Source organism: Limnohabitans sp. WS1, assembly GCF_003063265.1.
Taxonomy (GTDB): Bacteria; Pseudomonadota; Gammaproteobacteria; order Burkholderiales; family Burkholderiaceae_C; genus Limnohabitans_A.
Genome location: NZ_NERU01000005.1, coordinates 89,431 through 109,203 on the forward strand (window position 1 = coordinate 89,431; position 19,773 = coordinate 109,203).

At 58.1% G+C, this 19,773-nt stretch carries 8 protein-coding genes; 5 read left to right on the forward strand and 3 right to left on the reverse strand.

The window, feature by feature from the left end:
* Window positions 1–53: 53 nt before the first annotated feature.
* From B9Z48_RS08865 to B9Z48_RS08875, 3 genes are all read right to left on the reverse strand, one after another.
* On the reverse strand, window positions 54–716 hold the full coding sequence (locus tag B9Z48_RS08865) for a response regulator transcription factor (RefSeq protein WP_108377867.1): 663 nt from the start codon (window positions 714–716) through the stop codon (window positions 54–56).
* The gene (locus B9Z48_RS08870; RefSeq protein WP_233261071.1) at window positions 713–2,752 is read right to left on the reverse strand and encodes a sensor histidine kinase; all 2,040 of its coding nucleotides are present in this window, start codon (window positions 2,750–2,752) and stop codon (window positions 713–715) included. The genes B9Z48_RS08865 and B9Z48_RS08870 overlap by 4 nt, the downstream gene beginning before the upstream one ends.
* Before the next feature lie 62 nt (window positions 2,753–2,814).
* Window positions 2,815–6,951, reverse strand: coding sequence for a YhdP family protein (locus B9Z48_RS08875; RefSeq protein WP_233261065.1), 4,137 nt, complete (start codon window positions 6,949–6,951; stop codon window positions 2,815–2,817).
* Window positions 6,952–6,982: 31 nt separating this feature from the next.
* Between B9Z48_RS08875 and glnE the strand changes: the two genes are divergently transcribed.
* From glnE to B9Z48_RS08900, 5 genes are all read left to right on the forward strand, one after another.
* Complete coding sequence (glnE, locus tag B9Z48_RS08880; RefSeq protein WP_108377869.1) at window positions 6,983–9,721, forward strand: bifunctional [glutamate--ammonia ligase]-adenylyl-L-tyrosine phosphorylase/[glutamate--ammonia-ligase] adenylyltransferase; 2,739 nt, start codon at window positions 6,983–6,985, stop codon at window positions 9,719–9,721.
* 148 nt (window positions 9,722–9,869) lie between these two features.
* Window positions 9,870–12,647 (forward strand): TonB-dependent receptor, encoded by a 2,778-nt coding sequence (locus B9Z48_RS08885; RefSeq protein ID WP_108377870.1) that lies wholly within the window; start codon window positions 9,870–9,872, stop codon window positions 12,645–12,647.
* Between the two features lie 117 nt (window positions 12,648–12,764).
* Window positions 12,765–15,563: a TonB-dependent receptor gene (locus B9Z48_RS08890; RefSeq protein ID WP_146186252.1), complete on the forward strand. Its 2,799-nt coding sequence runs from the start codon at window positions 12,765–12,767 to the stop codon at window positions 15,561–15,563.
* A gap of 168 nt (window positions 15,564–15,731) precedes the next feature.
* Window positions 15,732–18,503, forward strand: coding sequence for a TonB-dependent receptor (locus B9Z48_RS08895; RefSeq protein WP_108377872.1), 2,772 nt, complete (start codon window positions 15,732–15,734; stop codon window positions 18,501–18,503).
* Between the two features lie 154 nt (window positions 18,504–18,657).
* The gene (locus B9Z48_RS08900) at window positions 18,658–19,770 is read left to right on the forward strand and encodes an efflux RND transporter periplasmic adaptor subunit (RefSeq protein ID WP_108377873.1); all 1,113 of its coding nucleotides are present in this window, start codon (window positions 18,658–18,660) and stop codon (window positions 19,768–19,770) included.
* Window positions 19,771–19,773: the final 3 nt, after the last annotated feature.

The window sequence follows — 19,773 nt, forward strand, 5'->3', positions numbered from 1 at the left end:
CAATGCCAGTGTTTCACCTCGCGTTTTCAAACAAAGTATGAATGCGGGCCCGTTCATGACAGCAAACGCATCAAATTGGCCAACTCGACGGCCGATTTCACGTCCATTTTTTCGAACACCCTGGCCCGATGGACTTCAACAGTGCGCACGCTGATATCCAGTTGATCTGCAATCAATTTGTTGGGCAAGCCTTCAAGCACCAGATGCATCACATCGCGTTCGCGTTCGGTCAACTCCGACAAACGGGTGCGCAAACATTGCTGTTGGCGACGGGTCGTCAAACGCTCTTGAGACAAGCCCAGGGCCTGCTCAACGCGATCGACCAAGGTGTTGTCTGAAAAAGGTTTTTCACAAAAATCAAAAGCGCCACGTTTGACAGTGTCGACAGCGGTAGGCACATCTGCGTGACCGGTCAAAAAAATCACAGGCCAAGCGTGTGCCACACCCGTGAGCAACAAATGTTCAAACAAGGCCAGGCCACTCATGCCCGGCATGCGCACGTCCAGCAAGATGCAGGCTGCAACCGATGGCAGTGGCGAAGGGGTGGTGGGGTCTTGGGCAGGGGGGATGTGCGCATTGAGCATGTCCAAAAAGCTCTCGGCACTTTTAAACGGGACACTCAACAAACGCCGGGTTCGCAGTAACCAAGCCATGCCATCGCGAACGCTGGCGTCGTCATCGACGATGAAAACGGTGGGCGTGTCGGTCAGATTCATGCTTTGATCTTATCCAAAAGCAAAGCATCAACACCCTTGGTCCCCTGTGTATCCCCAGGCAATGTGAAGCGAAAAACGGTGCCCCTGGGCTGCAGGGGTTCAAAATCCAGGTGTCCACCGTGTTGTTCGACCACCGTGCGGCACAAGCTCAGACCCAAACCCATGCCTTCGGGTTTGGTGGTGAAAAAAGGTGTAAACAGTTTTTGAGCCACTTCCTCGGCAATGCCGACGCCCACATCCGTGACCGAAAATTCCAACCAGCCGGTCTCTGAATGCGCTGCAAAACGTTTGACCTGTAAAACCAGCACACGTTCACGACATTCGGGCACATCCATGGCCTGCATGCCGTTTCGACACAGGTTCAAAAGCACTTGTTCCACCATGGTGCGGTCACACACCACCCAAGGCAATTTGGCCTCAACACGGAAGTGGACCTTGACGTTCAGTTTGCGTGCCTGCAAATTCACCAAAGGCGCAATGGCATCGATCAAAGCCTGAGGCAGCACGGACTCTCGCGCCTGGTCGCGTCGGCGAACAAAGTCGTGCACACTGCTGATGACCCGGCCAGCCCGTTGGGCTTGCTCGGCAATGCGGCGCAGCGCCATGTGGACGTCGTCCAACGTCTGGGGCACCGCTTGAGGGTCTTTGAGCAAATTCAGCGAACCATTGGCATAACTGGCAATGGCCGCCAAAGGTTGGTTGAGCTCGTGGCTGAGCAAAGAGGCCATTTCGCCCACGGTGGCCAAACGGGCAGTGGCTTGCAAGCGCTCTTGGCTGGCCCGAGACAGCTCTTCAATTCGGCGTTGCTCGCTGATGTCAATGACCGCCCCCATCCAGCCCGTTTGTTGGCCCTGAACACTGATCAGGGGGGCCTCGATGATCAGAACCGGAAAACGCGTGCCGTCCTGGCGCATGAACACCGACTCAAAGCCTTCGCGCGGCGGCACATTGCCAGCCAGGCGAATGGCCTGACGCTGCTTGTATTCGTCCACCATTTCCGGCGGCCAATAAGGCATGGGGGCATTGCGTCCGGTGAGCACCTCAGCATCGAGCCCCACCATTTGGCAAAAAGCAGGGTTCACATAGGTGATGCGGCCTTCCAGATCGCGGGCCCGCAGGCCTGTGACCAAGGAGTCTTCCATGGCTTTGCGAAAAGCGAGCGCTTCGGCCAATTCGCGTTCGGCTTTCAAACGGCGACGGGAATCTTTGGCAAGCAAAATCATGACCGTGACCAAAGCAATGGACATGCCGGTGACCAAGGCGGTCAACACATTGGGAAACAGGTCGGGCTTTCCCCTTCGCCCATCCATGCGCAGCACCAAGGTGTTGCCTGGCAAATCCACCAGTTGCTGGGCGGTGAACACCCTCAAGCCGCGTCGTTGTGTGCCTGAAATGGCCAGACGTGTGCCATCGGGCTCGGTGAATGACAATTCGTTGCGTCGGCCAAAGCTTTTGCCCAAACGCTCTTGCAACAATTCTTGCAAACCATAAGTGACCACGGTGAAGCCCATCAGTTCTCCTGCATGGACATAAGGCAGGCACAACTCCATGACTTCAAAGCCCAAGCCATCAACCTGGGGTAAAAAATAGGTACTCGAATAGGCTGGACCACTCAAACGTCGGGCCCGCAGACAGGACTGCAGCGTTTCGTTGAGCATGTCACTGCGCGGGTTGCGTTCAAAGACAGGGCTGCGCAGGGGGGAATCGGCCTGGTTGCGCAAATTTTGTGCTTTGTCACGCCACTCCACACGCAGCCAGTCACGGTGCTCCCTGAGCAAGGACAGCATCTCTTGTTGCCATTGGGCGGCATTGGGCTGGGCCGCTTGAACCCCTTGAATCGCCTGAACATGCCGCGACAGCTGTGTGCGCAATTCATTGACGGCATCGGCGGTGTCTCGCTCCAATTCGGCCTGGACCTGGCTGGCTTCATAACGCCCGGCCAGCCAGACCAAGGTTATCAACACGGCCAGCACCAAGGTCATCAAAGCGACCCACAAAGAGCGTCTGCCAGCCCCCCCGGGAAGCCAATCCGTCATGCGCGTGCGCCAGCGCTTGATGCGCCATCGCCAATGCGGCCAAAACATGGGGCGCAGCTTGTTCATGGGCTTTTGGCTGGGGTTGTGCGCAGATCGACCCGGGTTACACGAGGATCTGTCCAGCTGCCATCGATCAGGAATTCTTGGGTGGAGGCGCGTGACAAAGGGTTTTGCAAAAACAATTGGGCCAAAAAGGTGGTCAGGCCCACCACGGGGTTGACCGCAATACCCGCCAGCAAAGAGGCTGTTCCTGCATCGACCTCGGGCAAGATGACCACCCTCAGTTGTTGTGTTTCGCGTGCAATGTCGGCTGTGCCATCCAGCTGAACGACGGCGTTGACGCCCCGAATTTGTAAATTTTGGGTTTGGGCCATGCCCTTGGCAATGTTGACCCGTCCTTGAACCGAGTCAAACGCAAAGCCTTCGGAAAAGACATCCCGAAAATCCAGCATCAAACGCCGTGGCAAGGCCTGCAGGCTCAGCACGCCCAGCAATTTGGCGGCACCGGCATCGGCTTTGAGAAATTGACCACGACCCATGCGAACTTCAAATTGCCCATCCAGGCTGGGGTAGTGCAAAGCCAAAGGCGAGCCCTGCCAGCGCACAAGTCCTTCGAGTTGCCCAGCGCCCCCGCGCAGGGCATCGGGTGTGCCCAAGCGGGCCAAAAGATCGCCTGCATTTTGAACATCCAACACAAAGTTCATTTCTGTCTGGCGCTGTGTTTTGCCCGCATGGGCTGCCAACCAGCGGCCGGTGCTGCGCAAGCTGCCCTCGGGCAAGGTGATGTTGAATTTTTTCAATTGCCATTCCACGCCGGGAACGCCGGGCACGCTGGAGGTGCGTGCAGCCGTGTTGTTGACCGCCTCAATGTCGACTTTGCCCAGTTTTTTGCCACGCAATTCAAGGGCATCCACCACGATGTCCAGTGCTGGCAACTGAATGGGTGGTGTTTCCAACAAGGATTCCACATCTTTGGCAGAAGAAGGCGGCAGGGTCAAACGGCTGAACCGGGCGAACAGCAAGCCTTGTTGCTCGCCTGATGAGGGTCGGTAGCGCACATGTCCGCTGAGTTCTTGCGCATCCACATTCAATTGCCATTGCTGGGCATCTCGGGTGCCGCCCGCCGTCACTTGGTGCAAGGTTCGGCCTTCGGCCGTCAAGGTTTGGGCTTTCAGTCCAATGCGGGTGGGCATGTAGGCAAGCAAAGCGGCAGGCTCAACCAAAGGTTCACCACGCTCTTGTGGGTTTGTTGAAACGAGAGAGCGCCATTCATCGATCAGCAAGTGGTCAACGGCCACAAGTGCTGTGACCCCGTGGTCAGGCAAGGCCGGTGCTTGATCTAAGGGCACACCCAAGGCCAAAGCGCCGCGCAAAACCTTTGGCTGCGGGCCCGAAAGGTCGCGCACGTAGTGGGCAGAAACATCATCCCCAAGCCGCAGTTGAATGTGGTCTTGCCATTGGGGGCCTTGGCCCTGGCTGCGGATGTTCAGGGACAAGGGTTTGAGGGTGTCGGCAGTTTTGCCCAAAGGGGTGGGCCATTGGATGGCCAAACCTTGAAGTGCGCTGTGGACCGACAGTTCTGGTTGGCCTTGGTGCCAAGCCAAGCGTGCTTTGTAGGTGCTGGAACCTGTGAGGTGCTGTGCCAGGACATTCAGGGGATAAAGGTCTTTGGACCCGCGCAAGCCTTCTGCACTGATCTGGCCTTCAACTTCAAAAGCCAGCGTGGGTGGCGCTCCCGGTGTGGACGACGGCTGCAGGCCTGCGTCCATGATCACCGCGCCACCCAAGAGCTGGGCTTTGGCCTTGGACACTTTGAAGCCTGTCTGGTTGAACTCCACAGCGCCATGCACTTTTTCAAGCCATGGTGTGGCCGGCGTCACGCGCACATCGTTGCCCGCCAACACGACCGTGCCTTGGACTTGACTGTCCTTGAGATGGCGCAAAGGCAAGCCCAGTTTCAAACGCAGTTGAACTGGCCCAGTGGCCGTGGTGTTGTGCAGCGCCTGCGACAGCATCTGATCGAGCGGGGATTGTTGCACCGCAGCCAGAAATTGTGCTGCCTCGCCAGTGCCATCGGCTGTCAATTGCAGCTGAGGGTCATGGCGCATGTCGGCGATTTCAACCGCAGCAGCTTTGAGCAAGACAGCGTTTTTGGACTCCCCAAAACGTGCACTCGCATCGCTGAGTTGGACCCCGGTCCGGTCAAAGCTCAGTTGCCCTTGTAATGAGTGCAAGTGCGGCCAGCGTGGTCCTGTTGCAGGCAGCAAATGGGCGGGCACCATGTCAAACTGCACACCCGTCAAGCGCCCAGAGACCCGGAATTCGCCATCGCTTGGGCTTTCAAAAGGCCATTTGGCCAAGTCGCCTTTGAGCTTGGTTTTCACCCCCACATAACGCCCTTTGACCAAGGCATCTTGAACATAGTGGCGCACCGATTCAGGCAGTTGCAAAGGCAAATACCGGTGCGCGGCAGCGGCGTCGGCTTGTGCGATCGTGCCTTGCAAGTCCAGCCACCCGGGCCCATCGCCTCTGGGGTCTTGTTGCCACTGCCCACGCCATTGACCCTGCACATCGGCGTTGGCCAAGCTCAATTGCCATTGCGGCACTTGCCACACCTGACCGTTGGCACCTGATTTTTTTTCCCAAACGGCCAAGGCCTGCAGTTGCCGAACAGGCACCTCAGAACGCTCCAAAATGCCGGGAAAATCCACCGAACCACCGTGTGGCATGCGCAGGTCCACGCGGCCACCCTCTTGGCTCATCTTGATGTTCACCTCGGCGTTTTGCACCCCCGGCCAAAGCCGTGTTCCTGGTTTGGCCTGGTCGTGGCGCATCCGCACTTGGCTCAGGCTCAATTGTGTGTTGTACCCACTTGGCGAGCGCCAATCGCCTTGCCAATCCCAGCGCAAGGCATTCAACTGTCCGGTCACGGTGAGCTCTTGCAAGCGTGCCAAAACAGGTGCGCCTTTGGCCATGTGCAGGGCCAATTCACGCAAGGCCAGCAGGTCCAGCTTTTCGGCCCGCAGATGGCCAGATGCGGGTTGAGCGCCTTGAGCGTAGGTGTAGTCCAGTGCCCACTGCCCACCTGTCCAGTTCAGACCCGTGTCGTCCACCAAGGCCACATCGCGTGTCAAGACCTCAAAACCCTTGTCATGAACCTTGCCTCCCAAGCGCCCTGACACTTGGGCCAGCTTCAAAGGGGCGTCTTGCGCGTCACGCACCACGTTCAAGCCGCTCAGCGCCACATCGACCAAGCCACCCGTCCATTGGCCTTTGTCTACATCACCCCACAAGCGCAAGGCGCCCCGCCCTGCGTTCATTTGCCAAGTTTGGGTGATGCGCTTGGGCAGATGGGACCACCATGGGGCCACACGGATTTGGGCAAAGTCGGCGTAGACCTGCCCAGACCAATCGGCCCACCGCGCAGGGTGGGTCGACAACCAACCACGGCTGAATCGGCCCATGAGCACAAAACGCTCACCCCAAGCCTCAGGTGGGCTGGCATCCACGCGCCAGTGGTGGTGCCTTGCGGTGTTGCGCAGCACCACATCCACGTTGCGAAAACTCAAGTCTGTGGTGGGCAGGGTTGTGGGTTCCGTCCTTTCCCGTGCGCTGGGCGGGGCATGGGGTGCTCGGGTCCCCGTGTTTTCATTGCCAGCGGGTTCATGGTGCCAGTGCAAGATGGCCCCACGCACCACCACCTCTCGTTGTGCAAACAACCAATCGGCCACGGCCGAATCTGCGGGGCCATGGCCCCAAAGCAGACCCGCCACCCGCCATTGCCCTTGTGCATTCAGGTGAATGTCAACTTCCGGGGCATCCAATACCAACTGGTCCAAGCGCAAGCGCAAGGCTGAGCGCAGGCTCACGGCCACCCAGACTTTGGGCAGCCGAAGCGTGGCATGGCCCTGTGGGTCCAGCAAAGCCAGGTCGCGCAGCTCAAAAGAAGGCACCCAACCGGTCGAATGGGCCGAAATCTCGCCGATGCGCACCGGAACGCCAAGGGCTTGGCGGGCCATGCTTTCGAGTGCAGGGCGAAATTCGGAGATTCGCGGCACAATCCAAAAATGCAATGTGGCCCACGCCATTCCCAGCAACAAACCGGCCACCAACAAACCCCAAACCACGAACCGAACGCCAGCGGCCAGCCAGCGATGGCAGCGGCAGATCAATGGTGACAAAGGGTTGGAAGACGGCACAAACGTTTGAATCAGAAAGCCAGCAGGAATTATGACCCGCAGTCAGCCACCCGAGGTGGCCACCGCCACAGGCCCGGACAACACTTTGGACGGTGCCCTGTATTCTCGTTTTGTTCAGCGCCTGCACCGCCGTTATGCCGATGTGTTGACGCTGCTGCCGCCCGGTGTCCCCACCCGCGACAACTTGAACACCGCCTTTGCGGCACTGCAGGCCAAGGGCTTGGATACCAGCGCCGCTTTGCGTGTGTTGCGCCAACTTTGCCTGGAGCGACTGGCCCAGCTCGACTGCAGCCAGCAAACAGGCCTGGCAGGGGTCACCCACAGCATGACGTGGCTGGCCGAAGTCACCCTCGACATCGCCTGGCAACACGTCATGACCGACCTGGACGCCCTGCACGGCGTGCCCACCAAAGCCAATGGCCAGCGTGCCGAGATGTGGATCATCGGCATGGGCAAGTTGGGCGCTCGAGAACTGAATGTGTCCAGCGACATCGACCTGATCTACGTCTATGACGAAGACGGCGAAACCACAGGCAACAGCGAAGGCCGCCACAAGGTCTCGTGCCAGGAATACTTCAGCCGTGCCGTCAAACGCATGTATGCCTTGATTGGCGAGACCACCGAGCACGGCTTTGTGTTCCGCGTCGACCTGGCCCTGCGCCCCAACGGCAACTCCGGCCCCAGCGTGGTTTCGCTCGATGCGCTGGAAAACTACCTGCTCATCCAGGGCCGCGAATGGGAACGCTTTGCCTGGATGAAAAGCCGCGTCATTGCCCCGCGCAGCGCGGTGGTCAACGGCTCAGCCCAAGCCCTGCGGGCCGTGGTGCTGCCCTTTGTGTTTCGCCGCTACCTCGACTACAACGTCTTTGAATCGCTGCGCACCTTGCACCAGCAAATCCGCGACCACGCGTCCAAGCGCAGCGCGGGCCACCCCGAACGCGCCAACGACGTGAAGCTGTCGCGCGGCGGCATCCGCGAAATCGAATTCACCGTGCAGCTGCTGCAAGTCGTGCGCGGCGGGCAGTTTCCAGAACTGCGCACCCGCCCCACGCTGGACGCGCTGCAACGCGTGGCCAAAGCCGGCCTCATGCCCCAGGCCACGGCCGACGCCTTGAGTGCGGCTTATGTGTTTTTGCGCCAGGTCGAGCACCGCATCCAGTACTTGGACGACCAGCAAACCCACATCTTGCCCACCGCCGATGCCGACCTGGCCTGGATCGCCCAGACCTTGGGCCATGCCAACACCTGCGAGTTTTTGAGTGCCCTGGACGCCCACCGCGAAGTGGTGGCGCAAGAATTTGACATCCTGCTGGGCGGCGACCGGGAGTGCAAAGGCTGTAACGGCAAAAACGGCCAACGCGAACCCGCCGAGCTGGACGGCATTGCCGGGGTTTTCAAGGGCCGCATTGGTGAGCGCCTGGCCCAGTGGCCGGGCAACCCCCGTGTGCAAGCTTTGCGCGACGACGCCCGTGGCCGCCTGATGCGCCTGCTGCAACGCACCGCCCAGTGGCTGCAAGACGGCCGCGTGAGTGAAGAAGCCGTGCTGCGCATGGTCGACTGGATCGAACCCCTGCTGCGCCGCGAAAGCTACCTGGCCCTGATGCTCGAGCGCCCCTCGGTGCACGAACGCCTGCTGCGCCTGCTGGGCGCGGCCAAGTGGCCGGCCCGCTACCTGCTGCAACACCCCGGTGTGATCGACGAGCTGGCCGGGGGCAACCTGTTTGACAGCCGTTTTGACGCCGCCGAATTTGAAGGCGAATTGCAAGCGCGCCTGACGGCCCTGCAACGCACCGGCGAAGACGACGAAGAAAGCCTGCTCAATTTGCTGCGCCGCGCCCACCACGCCGAGCAGTTCCGAACGCTCGCGCGTGACGTCGAAGGCGTGCTCACGGTCGAACAAGTGGCCGACGACCTGAGCGCCCTGGCCGACGCCGTGCTGCGCGTGACGGCCCGCTGGTGCTGGAGCCGCCTGAAAAACCGCCACCGCGAACAACCGGCCATTGCCATCATCGGCTACGGCAAGCTGGGTGGCAAAGAGCTGGGCTACGGCAGCGACCTGGACATCGTGTTTGTGTACGACGACGAGGATGAACGCGCCCAGGAAATCTATGCCGCTTACGTGCGCAAAATGATCAACTGGATGACGGTGAAAACCGCCGAAGGCGATATCTACGAAATCGACACCGCCTTGCGCCCCAACGGCAATTCAGGCTTGCTGGTCACCCGCTTTGAAGCCTACGCCGACTACCAGCAGCAGCGCGGCAGCAACACCGCCTGGACCTGGGAACACCAGGCCATGACCCGCGCCCGCTTTGTCATGGGTCTGCCCAGCCTGGCGCCCCGCTTTGACGCCGTGCGCCACGCCGTCATCAGCGCCCCGCGCGACGCCGCCAGTCTGAAGTCCGAAATCGTCGCCATGCGCGAACGCGTGCGCCAGGGCCACCCGGTCAAAGCCGACTTTTTCGACGTCAAACACAGCCCCGGCGGCATGGTCGACGCCGAGTTTGCCGTGCAATACCTGGTGCTGCTGCACACCGCCGCCCACCCCGAGTTGGCCGACAACGTGGGCAACATCGCCCTGCTGATCCGCGCCGAAGCCGTGGGTTTGCTGCCCCAGGGCATGGGCCAGGCCGCTGCCAACGCCTACCGAGAAATGCGCCGCCTGCAACACCGCGCCCGCCTGAACGAAGAGCCCACCCAGGTCGAGCCCGCCACCCTCCATTCAGAGTGCGGTGCCATCTTGGCGGTGTGGCAAGCGGTCATGGACTGACCCTGTGCCCATCGCCGGGTGCACAGGCCTCACAAAAGCGGATCAAAACCACATATTCAGGACGGATTGACCAGTTTTTGATCTTTTTGACACCATCTAATGTAAAAATCGGACGTATAGCGTTCAATTTTGACTGAGGACAGGTGCTGTGAAAAAACAAAGCAGAGATCAACTCCAGACCGCCCTGTGGGCCGTGGGCGTCTCACTGGTCTTGGCTTTTGGGGCCCAGGCGCAAAAGACCACAGACGATGAGCGGGTGGCCTTGTTTGGCAGCACAGATGGCTTGCCGCTGAAAGCCCGGCAGATCGAAAAGCGTGAAACCACCGGTTCTTTTTTGGCGCGTCAGCAAGAGTCGGCCATCGCTCCCCTGCAAATCATCACGCGGCAGGAATTGAAAATGCGCGGTCACACCCGTGTGACCGAGGCGGTGCAAAGTTTGTCCAGCGTCTTTAATGGCCTGGACCTCACGCAATCGGGCATGAACCGGGGGGGCGTGACCAGTGCCGCTGTGCACGGCATGCCTGCAGGCACCTTGGTGCTGCTCAATGGTCAGCGTTTGGCCTCCCATGGCTTGAACACCCTGACTGGCACGACCCCCAGTGGTGTAGACCTGAGCCTTTTGCCTCTGTCGGCAGTAGAGCGCATCGAGGTGTTGGGCGAAGGTGCTTCGTCGGTCTATGGGGCGCAGGCCAGTGCGGGTGTCATCAACATCATCACCCGGGCGCAAGGCAAAGGCCTTGAATTGTCGGTGGACCAGATTCGCCCCCAAGGCGGTGCCGGTCAAGGCTGGACCAGCAGTTTGAACTGGGCCCGAGGCCAACTGCGCCAAGACGGCTACAGCCTTCGGCTGACAGCCGAAGCCGACACCTACGAGGCCATGGGCGTGCGCGAGCGCACAACGGCCAGCCAAGGGCGGCAAATGTTCAGCCATGAAGGCGTGGCATACCAAGCAGACAGCCCCCGCTTGTCGGCCTTCGGCTCGCCTCTTTTGATGTATTCGCCCACAGGCCAACAAAAAATGTATTCGCCACTGTATGTGAATGGCACATGCACGGCAGGTTCATTCAAATACGAGGGCTTTGAAGGCGGGTGCAAGAACAACCGATTGCTCACTTATGACATTTATCCACAAACAGACAGTCAAAAGCTGCATGTTCTGGGTGAAGTGCTGTTGCCCCACGCAGCCACGCTCTATGCCGAGGTGTTGGCGAGCCAGCAAAACTTGCAAATCGCGGCCAACGATTGGTCGGGCGTGAGCGGCAAAATCGCCGACACCATTGGCGCACCAGGCTACCTGGAAGCCGTCCTCAATGGGCTCAATGCCGAAGAAACCTACACGTTTTGGCAACCCGATTTGCCCGCCTTGCGTCAAAAATACAAGAAAACTCTGCTGCGAGCGTCACTGGGACTCAAAGGCGAGTTCAAAGGCTGGCATTACCAGGCCAGTTTGCTGCAATCCCAATCCAAGGCCACACAGTCCGTCGAAAAGGACAATCTGGCCAGCTTGGGGCTTGTTGATGGTTTGTCGAGTTTGCCCAATGCACTCATGCTCAAACCCCTGGATGCGCAAAACCCCTTGACCGCCCAACTGCTGAACTCCCGTGAATGGGGGCAAGCAGCCTTGGCCAGCACGGCCTTGACCAGTGCCCAGTTGCGCGCCTCGCGAGCCTTGTTTGAGCACCAAGGCCAATCAACTTTATGGGCTTGGGGCCTCGAAGCTCAGCAAGAAAAAGCCGACACCCAGTACAGCCAGGCCATGGCGCAGCCCAGCTTCAAGGGGCAGCGCCACATCATGTCGGCGTTCAGTGAATTGCAGGTGCCTGTGCGCAAAAATCTGGACCTTCTGGCCTCGCTGCGGGCCGACCAATACAGCGACGTGGGCGCTGCCATCAGCAGCAAACTGGCTGCGCGATGGGCCATCAACCGGCGTTGGGCTATGCGGGGTTCGGCAGGAACGGGTTTTCAGGCCCCCACTCTGGCGCAGGTGCATCAGCTGAGCAACCCTTTCTTGCAAGCCACGGTCCAGCTCGGGGATTGCACCGAGGCGCTCAAAGCCGCTGCAAGTGCCCTCAAGGCGGCCGACGGTCAAGCGGTGGCCTGCACAAGCAACAGCGCTTTGAATGTATTCACCAATGGCAACCCAAACTTGCAGCTGCAAAAAACAAAGCAAGTCACATGGGGCATGGCCTTCACGCCAAGCCGCAATGTCCATGTGTCGGCCGACTACTGGCGTGTGCAAATGCAAGACACTTTGCAATTGGACAGTGTGCAAGCCGTGTTGGCCGATCCGCTGCGCAACACCTCTGCCCTCATGGCGAACCCCGACCTGGTCAGTCTGGATGGGGGCGGCAAAGTCCACAACTTGGCGCTGCTGCTCAAAATGAAAAACAAAGGCCAAGCGGTCAAAGAAGGCATCGACATTCAGGCCCGCTACAGAGAGCCCATGCGCGATGGTCGGTGGGTCATGGGCATGCAGGCCACATTCATGCTCAAGTCCAAAGACCGCACGAGTGCCGAAACCGCTTGGGTGTCTGACCTGGGGGCCTATTCAGCGCTCAGCGAGGTGGTGACCCCGCGTTGGCGCAGCCAATGGATGGTGGGTTATGAGCAAGCCCAGATGCAGTGGCAATTCAACATCAACCACACCAGCGCCTACGTGGACAAAGAGGTGGTCGCACTCAACACGGTCACGGGCCTGAGTGAAACCGTCAGTGGCCACAAGGTGCGGGGTTTCCTGACGGCCGACTTGCTCGCTGTTTATCAGGCCTCGCGCAGAACCCAAATTCGCTTTGGCATGACCAATCTCGCCAACAGCAAGCCTCCCCTGTCGTTTTATTCGCTGAGCAATGCGGTTTGGGGTGTCAACAGCCAAAACGGCAACTTGCAGGGCCGCACCCTGAGGGTGGGTGCCACGATGCGGTTTTGAGCTGGGGGTGTTGCGCAAAAACCAAGCAAGGAGAGTGTTTATCGAAAGAAAAACATTTTCATCTTAAACAAGTGAGAAAATTAAAACTATTGAACTCACCTGAGAGGCTTGATCACCATGCGCAAATCACCCAAAGGGCTTTGGCTTTCGTCCCCCCTCGCCCTTGGGGTGGTGGGTTGTTTGGCTTTTTTGGGCACAACACAAGCGCAAACCACGCCAGAGCCTGCCATCGGCAAAGAGTATCCCACGGTGACGGTGCAAGACAAGCCATTGGAGTACCGACAGTTTGAAAAGGTGGAGATCACCGGCTCGTCCATCATTCGCAAAGAGCAAACCCTGGCCCTGCCCGTGCAGGTGATCACGCGCCAGGAAATTCAAAGAAAAGGCCTCCTGTCGGTGACCCAGGTGGTGCAGAGCCTGACCCAGGTGTTCAATGGTCTGGACAGAACGCAGGGCGGCAAGTTGCACGGCGGATTCACCAATGGGGCTTTGCATGGCATGCCGACCGGAACCTTGGTCTTGCTCAATGGCCGGAGGTTGGCCCCGTTTGGCATCCAGAACATCTCCGGCACTGAAGTGGCCAATGTCGACTTGGACAGTCTGCCTTTGGCGGCTGTTGACCGCATTGAAGTCTTGAGCGATGGGGCATCGTCCTTGTATGGCACAGATGCCATTGCAGGGGTGATCAATGTCATCACCCGCACGGACAGGCAAGGGGTAGAAATCACCGTGGATCACAACCGCCCCGATGGTGGTGTGGGCCAAGCTTGGCGCAGCAGCTTGAGTTGGGGGCAAGGGCAGTTGCAACGCGACGGTTTCAGCGTGCGCGTGACGGCAGAAATCGATGAGGAAAAAGCCATTGGCATGGCCGATCGCCCTGCGGGTAGCCAAGGCCGTGTGGTTTTTGCACACGCTGGAAATTCATACCAGGTCGATGGCCCCAACGTCTCCGCCTTCACGTCCCCTGCCTTGCTGTATTCGGCATCCGCTAAAAATAACAAAATGTGGTCATCGCTTTACCAGGATGGCCAATGTACCCGTGGCAGTCTGAGTTATGGGGGGTTTTTGGGGGGCTGCAAAGTCAACTTGCTGCCAACCTTTGACCTGTATCCTGAAAGTCAAAACGCCAAGCTCCATGCCAGTGGCGAGTACCGACTCCACGAAGGGGCCACCTTGTTTGCCGAGGGGCTCTACACACAGCAAAAAACCGCCATGGCAACGAAGAGTTGGGAGCCCATCAGTGGGCGGCTTGTCAACCAAGCGGGGGCGGTCGGGTATTCAGAAGCATTGGCGCAAGGGCTGAATCCGGCAAACACTCTTTATTACTTTCAACCCAACCTGCCTGCCTTGCAAAGGACCTATGACAAAACACAGTGGCGGGCCACATTGGGTGTCAAAGGTGAAATAGACCAGTGGAATTACCAAGCCAGTCTTTACCGTTCACAGGCGCAGGCGGTGGCAGGGGCTGAATATGCCAACATCGCAAGTTTGGGTTTTAAACCATCGACGCCGTTGCCCACGGCTTTGGCCTTGTTGCCCTTGGATGAGCAAAACCCATTGACCCAGCAATTACTGGACCTCCGGCAGTGGCAGAAAGATCGTCAAGGTCAAACACAGCTGACCGCATTGGATGTTCGTGCATCCACAACCGTGGGAGAACGCCATGGCAAAGATGTGTTGTTGGGGCTGGGTTTTGAAGGGCGACAAGAAAAAGCCGAGACCCGCTATGAGGAGTCGACGGCAGCCGTTAAAGACTTTACCGGACAGCGACATGTCATGGCTGTCCATGGTGAACTTCAGGTTCCCGTGACAAGCAGCTGGGACGTGATCGCCTCCCTGCGCCACGATGCTTACAGCGATGTGGGGGGAACCACGAACGGGAAACTGGCCAGTCGTCTGGTGGTCAACCCACTGTGGGCTGTGCGAGGCTCCTGGGGTTCGGGATTCAGAGCGCCAACTGTGTCGCAAACGAAGATGTTGGCAACGCCTTACTATCAGGGTTATTTGAGTGGATTGAAATGCACCCCGGATCTCAACGCGGTCAGTAAGACACTCACGCCGACGGCTCGCAGTTCAGGTGTTTATTGCCGCGAAGGCAATTTTTTAGGGGTTTTTACCAACGGCAATCCGGACTTGAAACCAGAGACCTCTGAGCAGATGACATTGGGGTTTGCGTTGACACCGTCGCGCAATTTCAGCATCAGTGCAGATTACTGGCAAGTCAAGATGAAAAACACCTTGCAGTTTGAAAGTTCGGATCAAGCGTTGGCCAATCCGCTTCAATATGCAGATCAATTCATGACATCGCCCAACTTGGTTCGAAATTCATCCAACAACACCCTGTACAACGATGTGGCCTTGCTTTTGAAGATGCGCAATTTGGGCGCATCGGTCAAAGAGGGGGTGGATCTGGATGTGCGTTTTCGCCAGCCTGGTGATTGGGGGCGATGGTTGTTGGGTGTGCAAGCCACGTACATGCTCAAATCCAAAGATCGCATGAGCGACACTGTGGAGTGGAAGACGGATCTGGCAACCTATTCCACTTCCAGCAAAGTGGTCACACCTCGGTTCAGAAGCCAATGGATTCTTGGCTTGGAGCAGCCCAATGCGTACTGGCAAATGATGATCAACTACACCAGCGGCTACCAAGACAAAGACATCACAGCCTTTAGGCTTGATACCGGCAAAAGTGAAGTCGTCACCGGCCGTAAGGTGCCTGGTTTTGTGACGGCCGATTTGATGGCTTTGTTCAAGCTGGGCACACACACACAAATTCGGACCGGTGTGACCAACGTGACCAATCGCACGCCGCCTTTGTCGTTTTATTCTGCCAATGAGCTGTCTTGGGGGGTCAACAGCGACCAGGGGAGTCTGATGGGCAGGACCTTGCAATTGGGTTTGACGCACAAGTTCTGATGTGAGTGGCGCGATCGAAGCTCCACCCAACAGTCGATATGGGCACATCTGCCCAGAGAGGTGCCTCTAAAAATAAACACTTTTGTGATAATTATTTTACTAAAAATAGTTATCAAATGATAATTTTCGACAGTTTGATCCTTGCTGAACTGTCGAAGGGAGATCGTCATGAGTCCACATCCCCAACAAGAACCTTGTCCTGCACGATGGCTCATCGTCCTGTGTGGTTTTTTCACTTGGGCACATGCATCGGCCCAGAACAGCGAACAGCCGGGCAGGGTATACCCTCCTGTGCAGGTCGTGGACTCGCCGCTTGAATACCGCCAGTTCGAGAAGGTGGAGATCACCGGCTCGTCCATCATTCGCAAAGAGCAAACCCTGGCCCTTCCCGTGCAGGTGATCACGCGCGACGACATTCGGCGATCTGGCAGCAACCATATTGCAGACGTCTTGCACAGCGTGCCCGGCATGTCGATGGTGGTGAACAGTGCGGCCATGGGCAGCTCCATCGGTGGTTACACCACGGCATCGTTGCGCAGTTTGCCTGCAGGAACCTTGTTGCTGCTCAATGGCAAACGGTTGTCCACTTATGGACGGCAGACCATGGTCGATGTGGAACGACCCAGTGTCGACATCAACACCATCCCTTTGTCAGCCATCGAGAAAATCGAAATTTTGTCAGATGGGGCCTCTTCCTTGTATGGATCGGACGCGATTGCTGGGGTCATCAACATCATCACGCGCAGTGAGCTCAAAGGCATGGAGATCATGGCTGAAAAGAGTGCAAGCGCTCAAGGGGGCGGGTCTGGTGAGCAAGTGACTTTGAACGCCGGGACAGGAAATTTGAGGAGGGATGGTTTCAGCTTGCGCCTGACGGCAGAGCTGCAACACCGCGCAGCCTTGGATGCGGCGGATCGCCCGCAATATGCCCAAGGCCGCTACATCGTGGAAAGAGAGCGTGAAAAGTACGCCATAGATGGCGCTCGCCTGACTTCTTTCAATTCCCCCGGCGTCTTTTCCATTGCGGCCAATGCAGCCACCGGACAGGTCAGAAAAGTTTACAGTGTGCTCAACCAAAACGGGGCTTGTCCAGATCGCTACGTTCCCTTGATGGGACAACCTTCTTGTCTGTATAACGAGTATTCAGGCTTGACCATTTACCCACAGCAAGACAGCAGAAAAATCTTGCTGGCGGGCGAAAAATGGCTTCCGAATGGCGCAACCGCCTATGCCGAAATCTTGCATTCAAACTTGAAAGACAGTGATTTTTCGAACCTACGCTGGCCTCAGTTGATCTATTCTCTGGGCAAAAGTCCAACGTCGGTGGGATATCAAGAGGCGGTCAATGCCGGGCTGGACCCCGCAAAAACACGGTTCAATTGGTCTCCGAGTTTGGAGGGTCTAAGGAGCGCGAACGAACAGAACAATTGGCGCGTAACTTCAGGCGTCAAAGGCGAATGGGGCAGTTGGGATTACGACGCCCAGGTTTACAAAGCCCAGGCAAAGGTCAAACGCTATCTGGAAATGGCGGATTTTGCGAGCTTGGGTTGGGTCACTGGCAAGGTGCTGACAGATCCCAACATGCTCAAACAACTCACGGCAGACAACCCCTTGACGGCCACCCTCAGTGGCTTGCGCAATGATTGGGACCTTTGGGACGTCGGCATCAACCAAACGACCGCGGGCAATGTCAGGGCATCGCGACCGTTGATGGAAATAGATGGCAAAGATGCGATGTTGGGGGTAGGCCTGGAATGGCGACGAGAGTCGACCGATTACCAATATGTTTCAAATTCGAAGTTGCAACCGAGTTTCCAGGCCAGCCGGGACATTCAGGCTGGGTTCCTGGAACTCCAAGTGCCCGTGACCCGGCAGTGGGACGTGACCGCATCGACCCGAAGAGATCGTTACAGCGATTTCGGAAGCACTCAAAACAGCAAACTTGCGTCACGTTTTGATTTTGAGAATGGCTGGTCCGCAAGGGGCTCGTGGGGAACAGGTTTCAGAGCACCTTTATTAGCGCAAACATACAATTTGGAAAACTTGTATTTGCAGGCTCTATCAAGCTACCTCAACGAATGCAGTGCCGACCTGAAGGCTGTTGCAGCGACGGTGGTCGGCTCCAACGGGAGTCCAGCCATATGTGATGAAAGAACCTACATCAACATTTATGGCAGTGGCAACCCCAAACTGAAACCCGAACTGTCAGTGCAAAAGTCTTTGGGGTTGGCATACCGCCCTACACGCAACTTCACCATCACGGCAGACTGGTGGGCCATCAACATGAACGAAGTGATTTCGACCTTGTCAGACAAGGTGATTTATAGCAATCCACTTCAATATGCCGCGTTTTTCACAACCAAACCGGATGGGACATTGGCGATCAAGCGGTCAAATTACAACATTGGCAAACGCGAAAAATCAGGGATTGATTTTGATGTTCGTTGGCGTGCTCCAACAGACTTCGGGCAGTGGAATTTCTCGGTCCAAGGCACCTACAACCTCAAGTCAAAAGACCAGTCTGAGCCTGGTCAAAATTTTGTGTCGGATCTGGCACGGTACAACAGTACGACCGATACGATTACCCCGCGTCTGCGCATGCGATGGATTGCGGGGCTGACGACGGCGACCTGGAGCTTGCATGGGGTGCTGAACTACACGTCCGGCTATGCCGATCAGGATCGAAACGGAGTCAATGTGGCCACGCTGCAAAGTACGCCGCTCACGGGCTTTGATGTTCCCTCATTCACAACAGTGGACGTCAGTGCAAGCTACCAGATCAGCACGGCCATGAGTTTGAGAGCCACGATCGGCAATGTCTTGAATCGCCAAGCCCCACAAGCATTCACCAGCACTGCTGCGCAGGTCTTTGGATTCAACACGCGCGAGCACTCTTTGTGGGGCAGGACACTCAGCCTAGCTCTGACCGCCAAATTCTGAAATCAGGCATGGCCCGCCCCTGGTGGGGCGAGGCAAGGATAGGCAGCTCTGGGGTTGGCCAATGGCCGCTTTCCCATAAGACTAAAACGACAGAACCCAGGCGACAACAGGCACTGGTCGTAAACTCACCGAACGACTTTTTGGGTGAGTAACAATGACCAAGCCATATCGGACCATCGGCCTGCTTTGCGGGCTGACTTTTTTGACGAGCATCCAGGCGCAGGGCCAGGCACCAGCTGCCCCCAGCGCCGCCAAACCCTCCCTCACGGTCACCGTGACCACCCCCCAAACCGCCAGTTTGACCCAAAAAATCAACGCCAACGGCAACCTGGCCGCGTGGCAAGAAGCCATTGTTGGGGCCGAGGCCAATGGCCTGAAGATCACCGAGGTGCGTGTGAACGTGGGCGACCGGGTGCAGCGCGGTGATGTGTTGGCGGTGTTGCAGGCCGACAGCTTGCGGGCCGAGCTGGCGCAGGCCGAAGGCGCTTTGGCCGAAGCCGCTGCCAGTGCCCAAGAGGCCAAATCCCAAGCCGAACGCGCCCGCAGCCTGCAGCAGCAAGGCTTTTTCAGTGCAGCGCAGCTGAGCCAGGCGGTGGCTGCTGAGGCCTCTTCTGTGGCCCGTGTGCAGTCCGCCCGCGCCATGGTGCAGCTGCAAAACGTGCGCCTGTCGCAAACCCAGGTGCGTGCGCCCGATGCGGGGGTCATCTCGGCCCGGCAGGCCACGGTGGGCAGTGTGGTGGGCGCAGGCACCGAGTTGTTCCGCTTGATTCGCCAGGGCCGCATCGAGTGGCGGGCTGAAGTGACGGCTGCCGAGATTGGCCGCATCCAAGTGGGTGCGCCCGTGGAAGTCAAAGCCGCCAGTGGCCAGCTGTTGCAGGGCAAAGTGCGCATGGTCGCGCCCTCGGTCGATGCGCAAACCCGCAACGCCTTGGTCTATGTCGACTTGCCCGCAGCCACCGGCAGCGCCCGCGCCGGCATGTACGCCCAAGGCGAGATCGCGCTAGGCCAAAGCCAGGCGCTCACCGTGCCGCAAGCGGCGGTGGTGGTGCGCGATGGCTTCAGTTATGTCTACACCGTGGGGGCCGACCAAAAGGTCAGCCAGCTCAAGGTGCAAACCGGACGCCAAAGCGCAGGCCGTGTCGAAGTGACGAGTGGCCTGAAAGCCGATGCCCGTGTGGTGGCCAGTGGCGGGGCATTCCTGAACCATGGCGACACGGTGCGTGTGGTGGATGCGCCAACCGCGCCAGCAGCCCCAGCCAACAAATAAAGG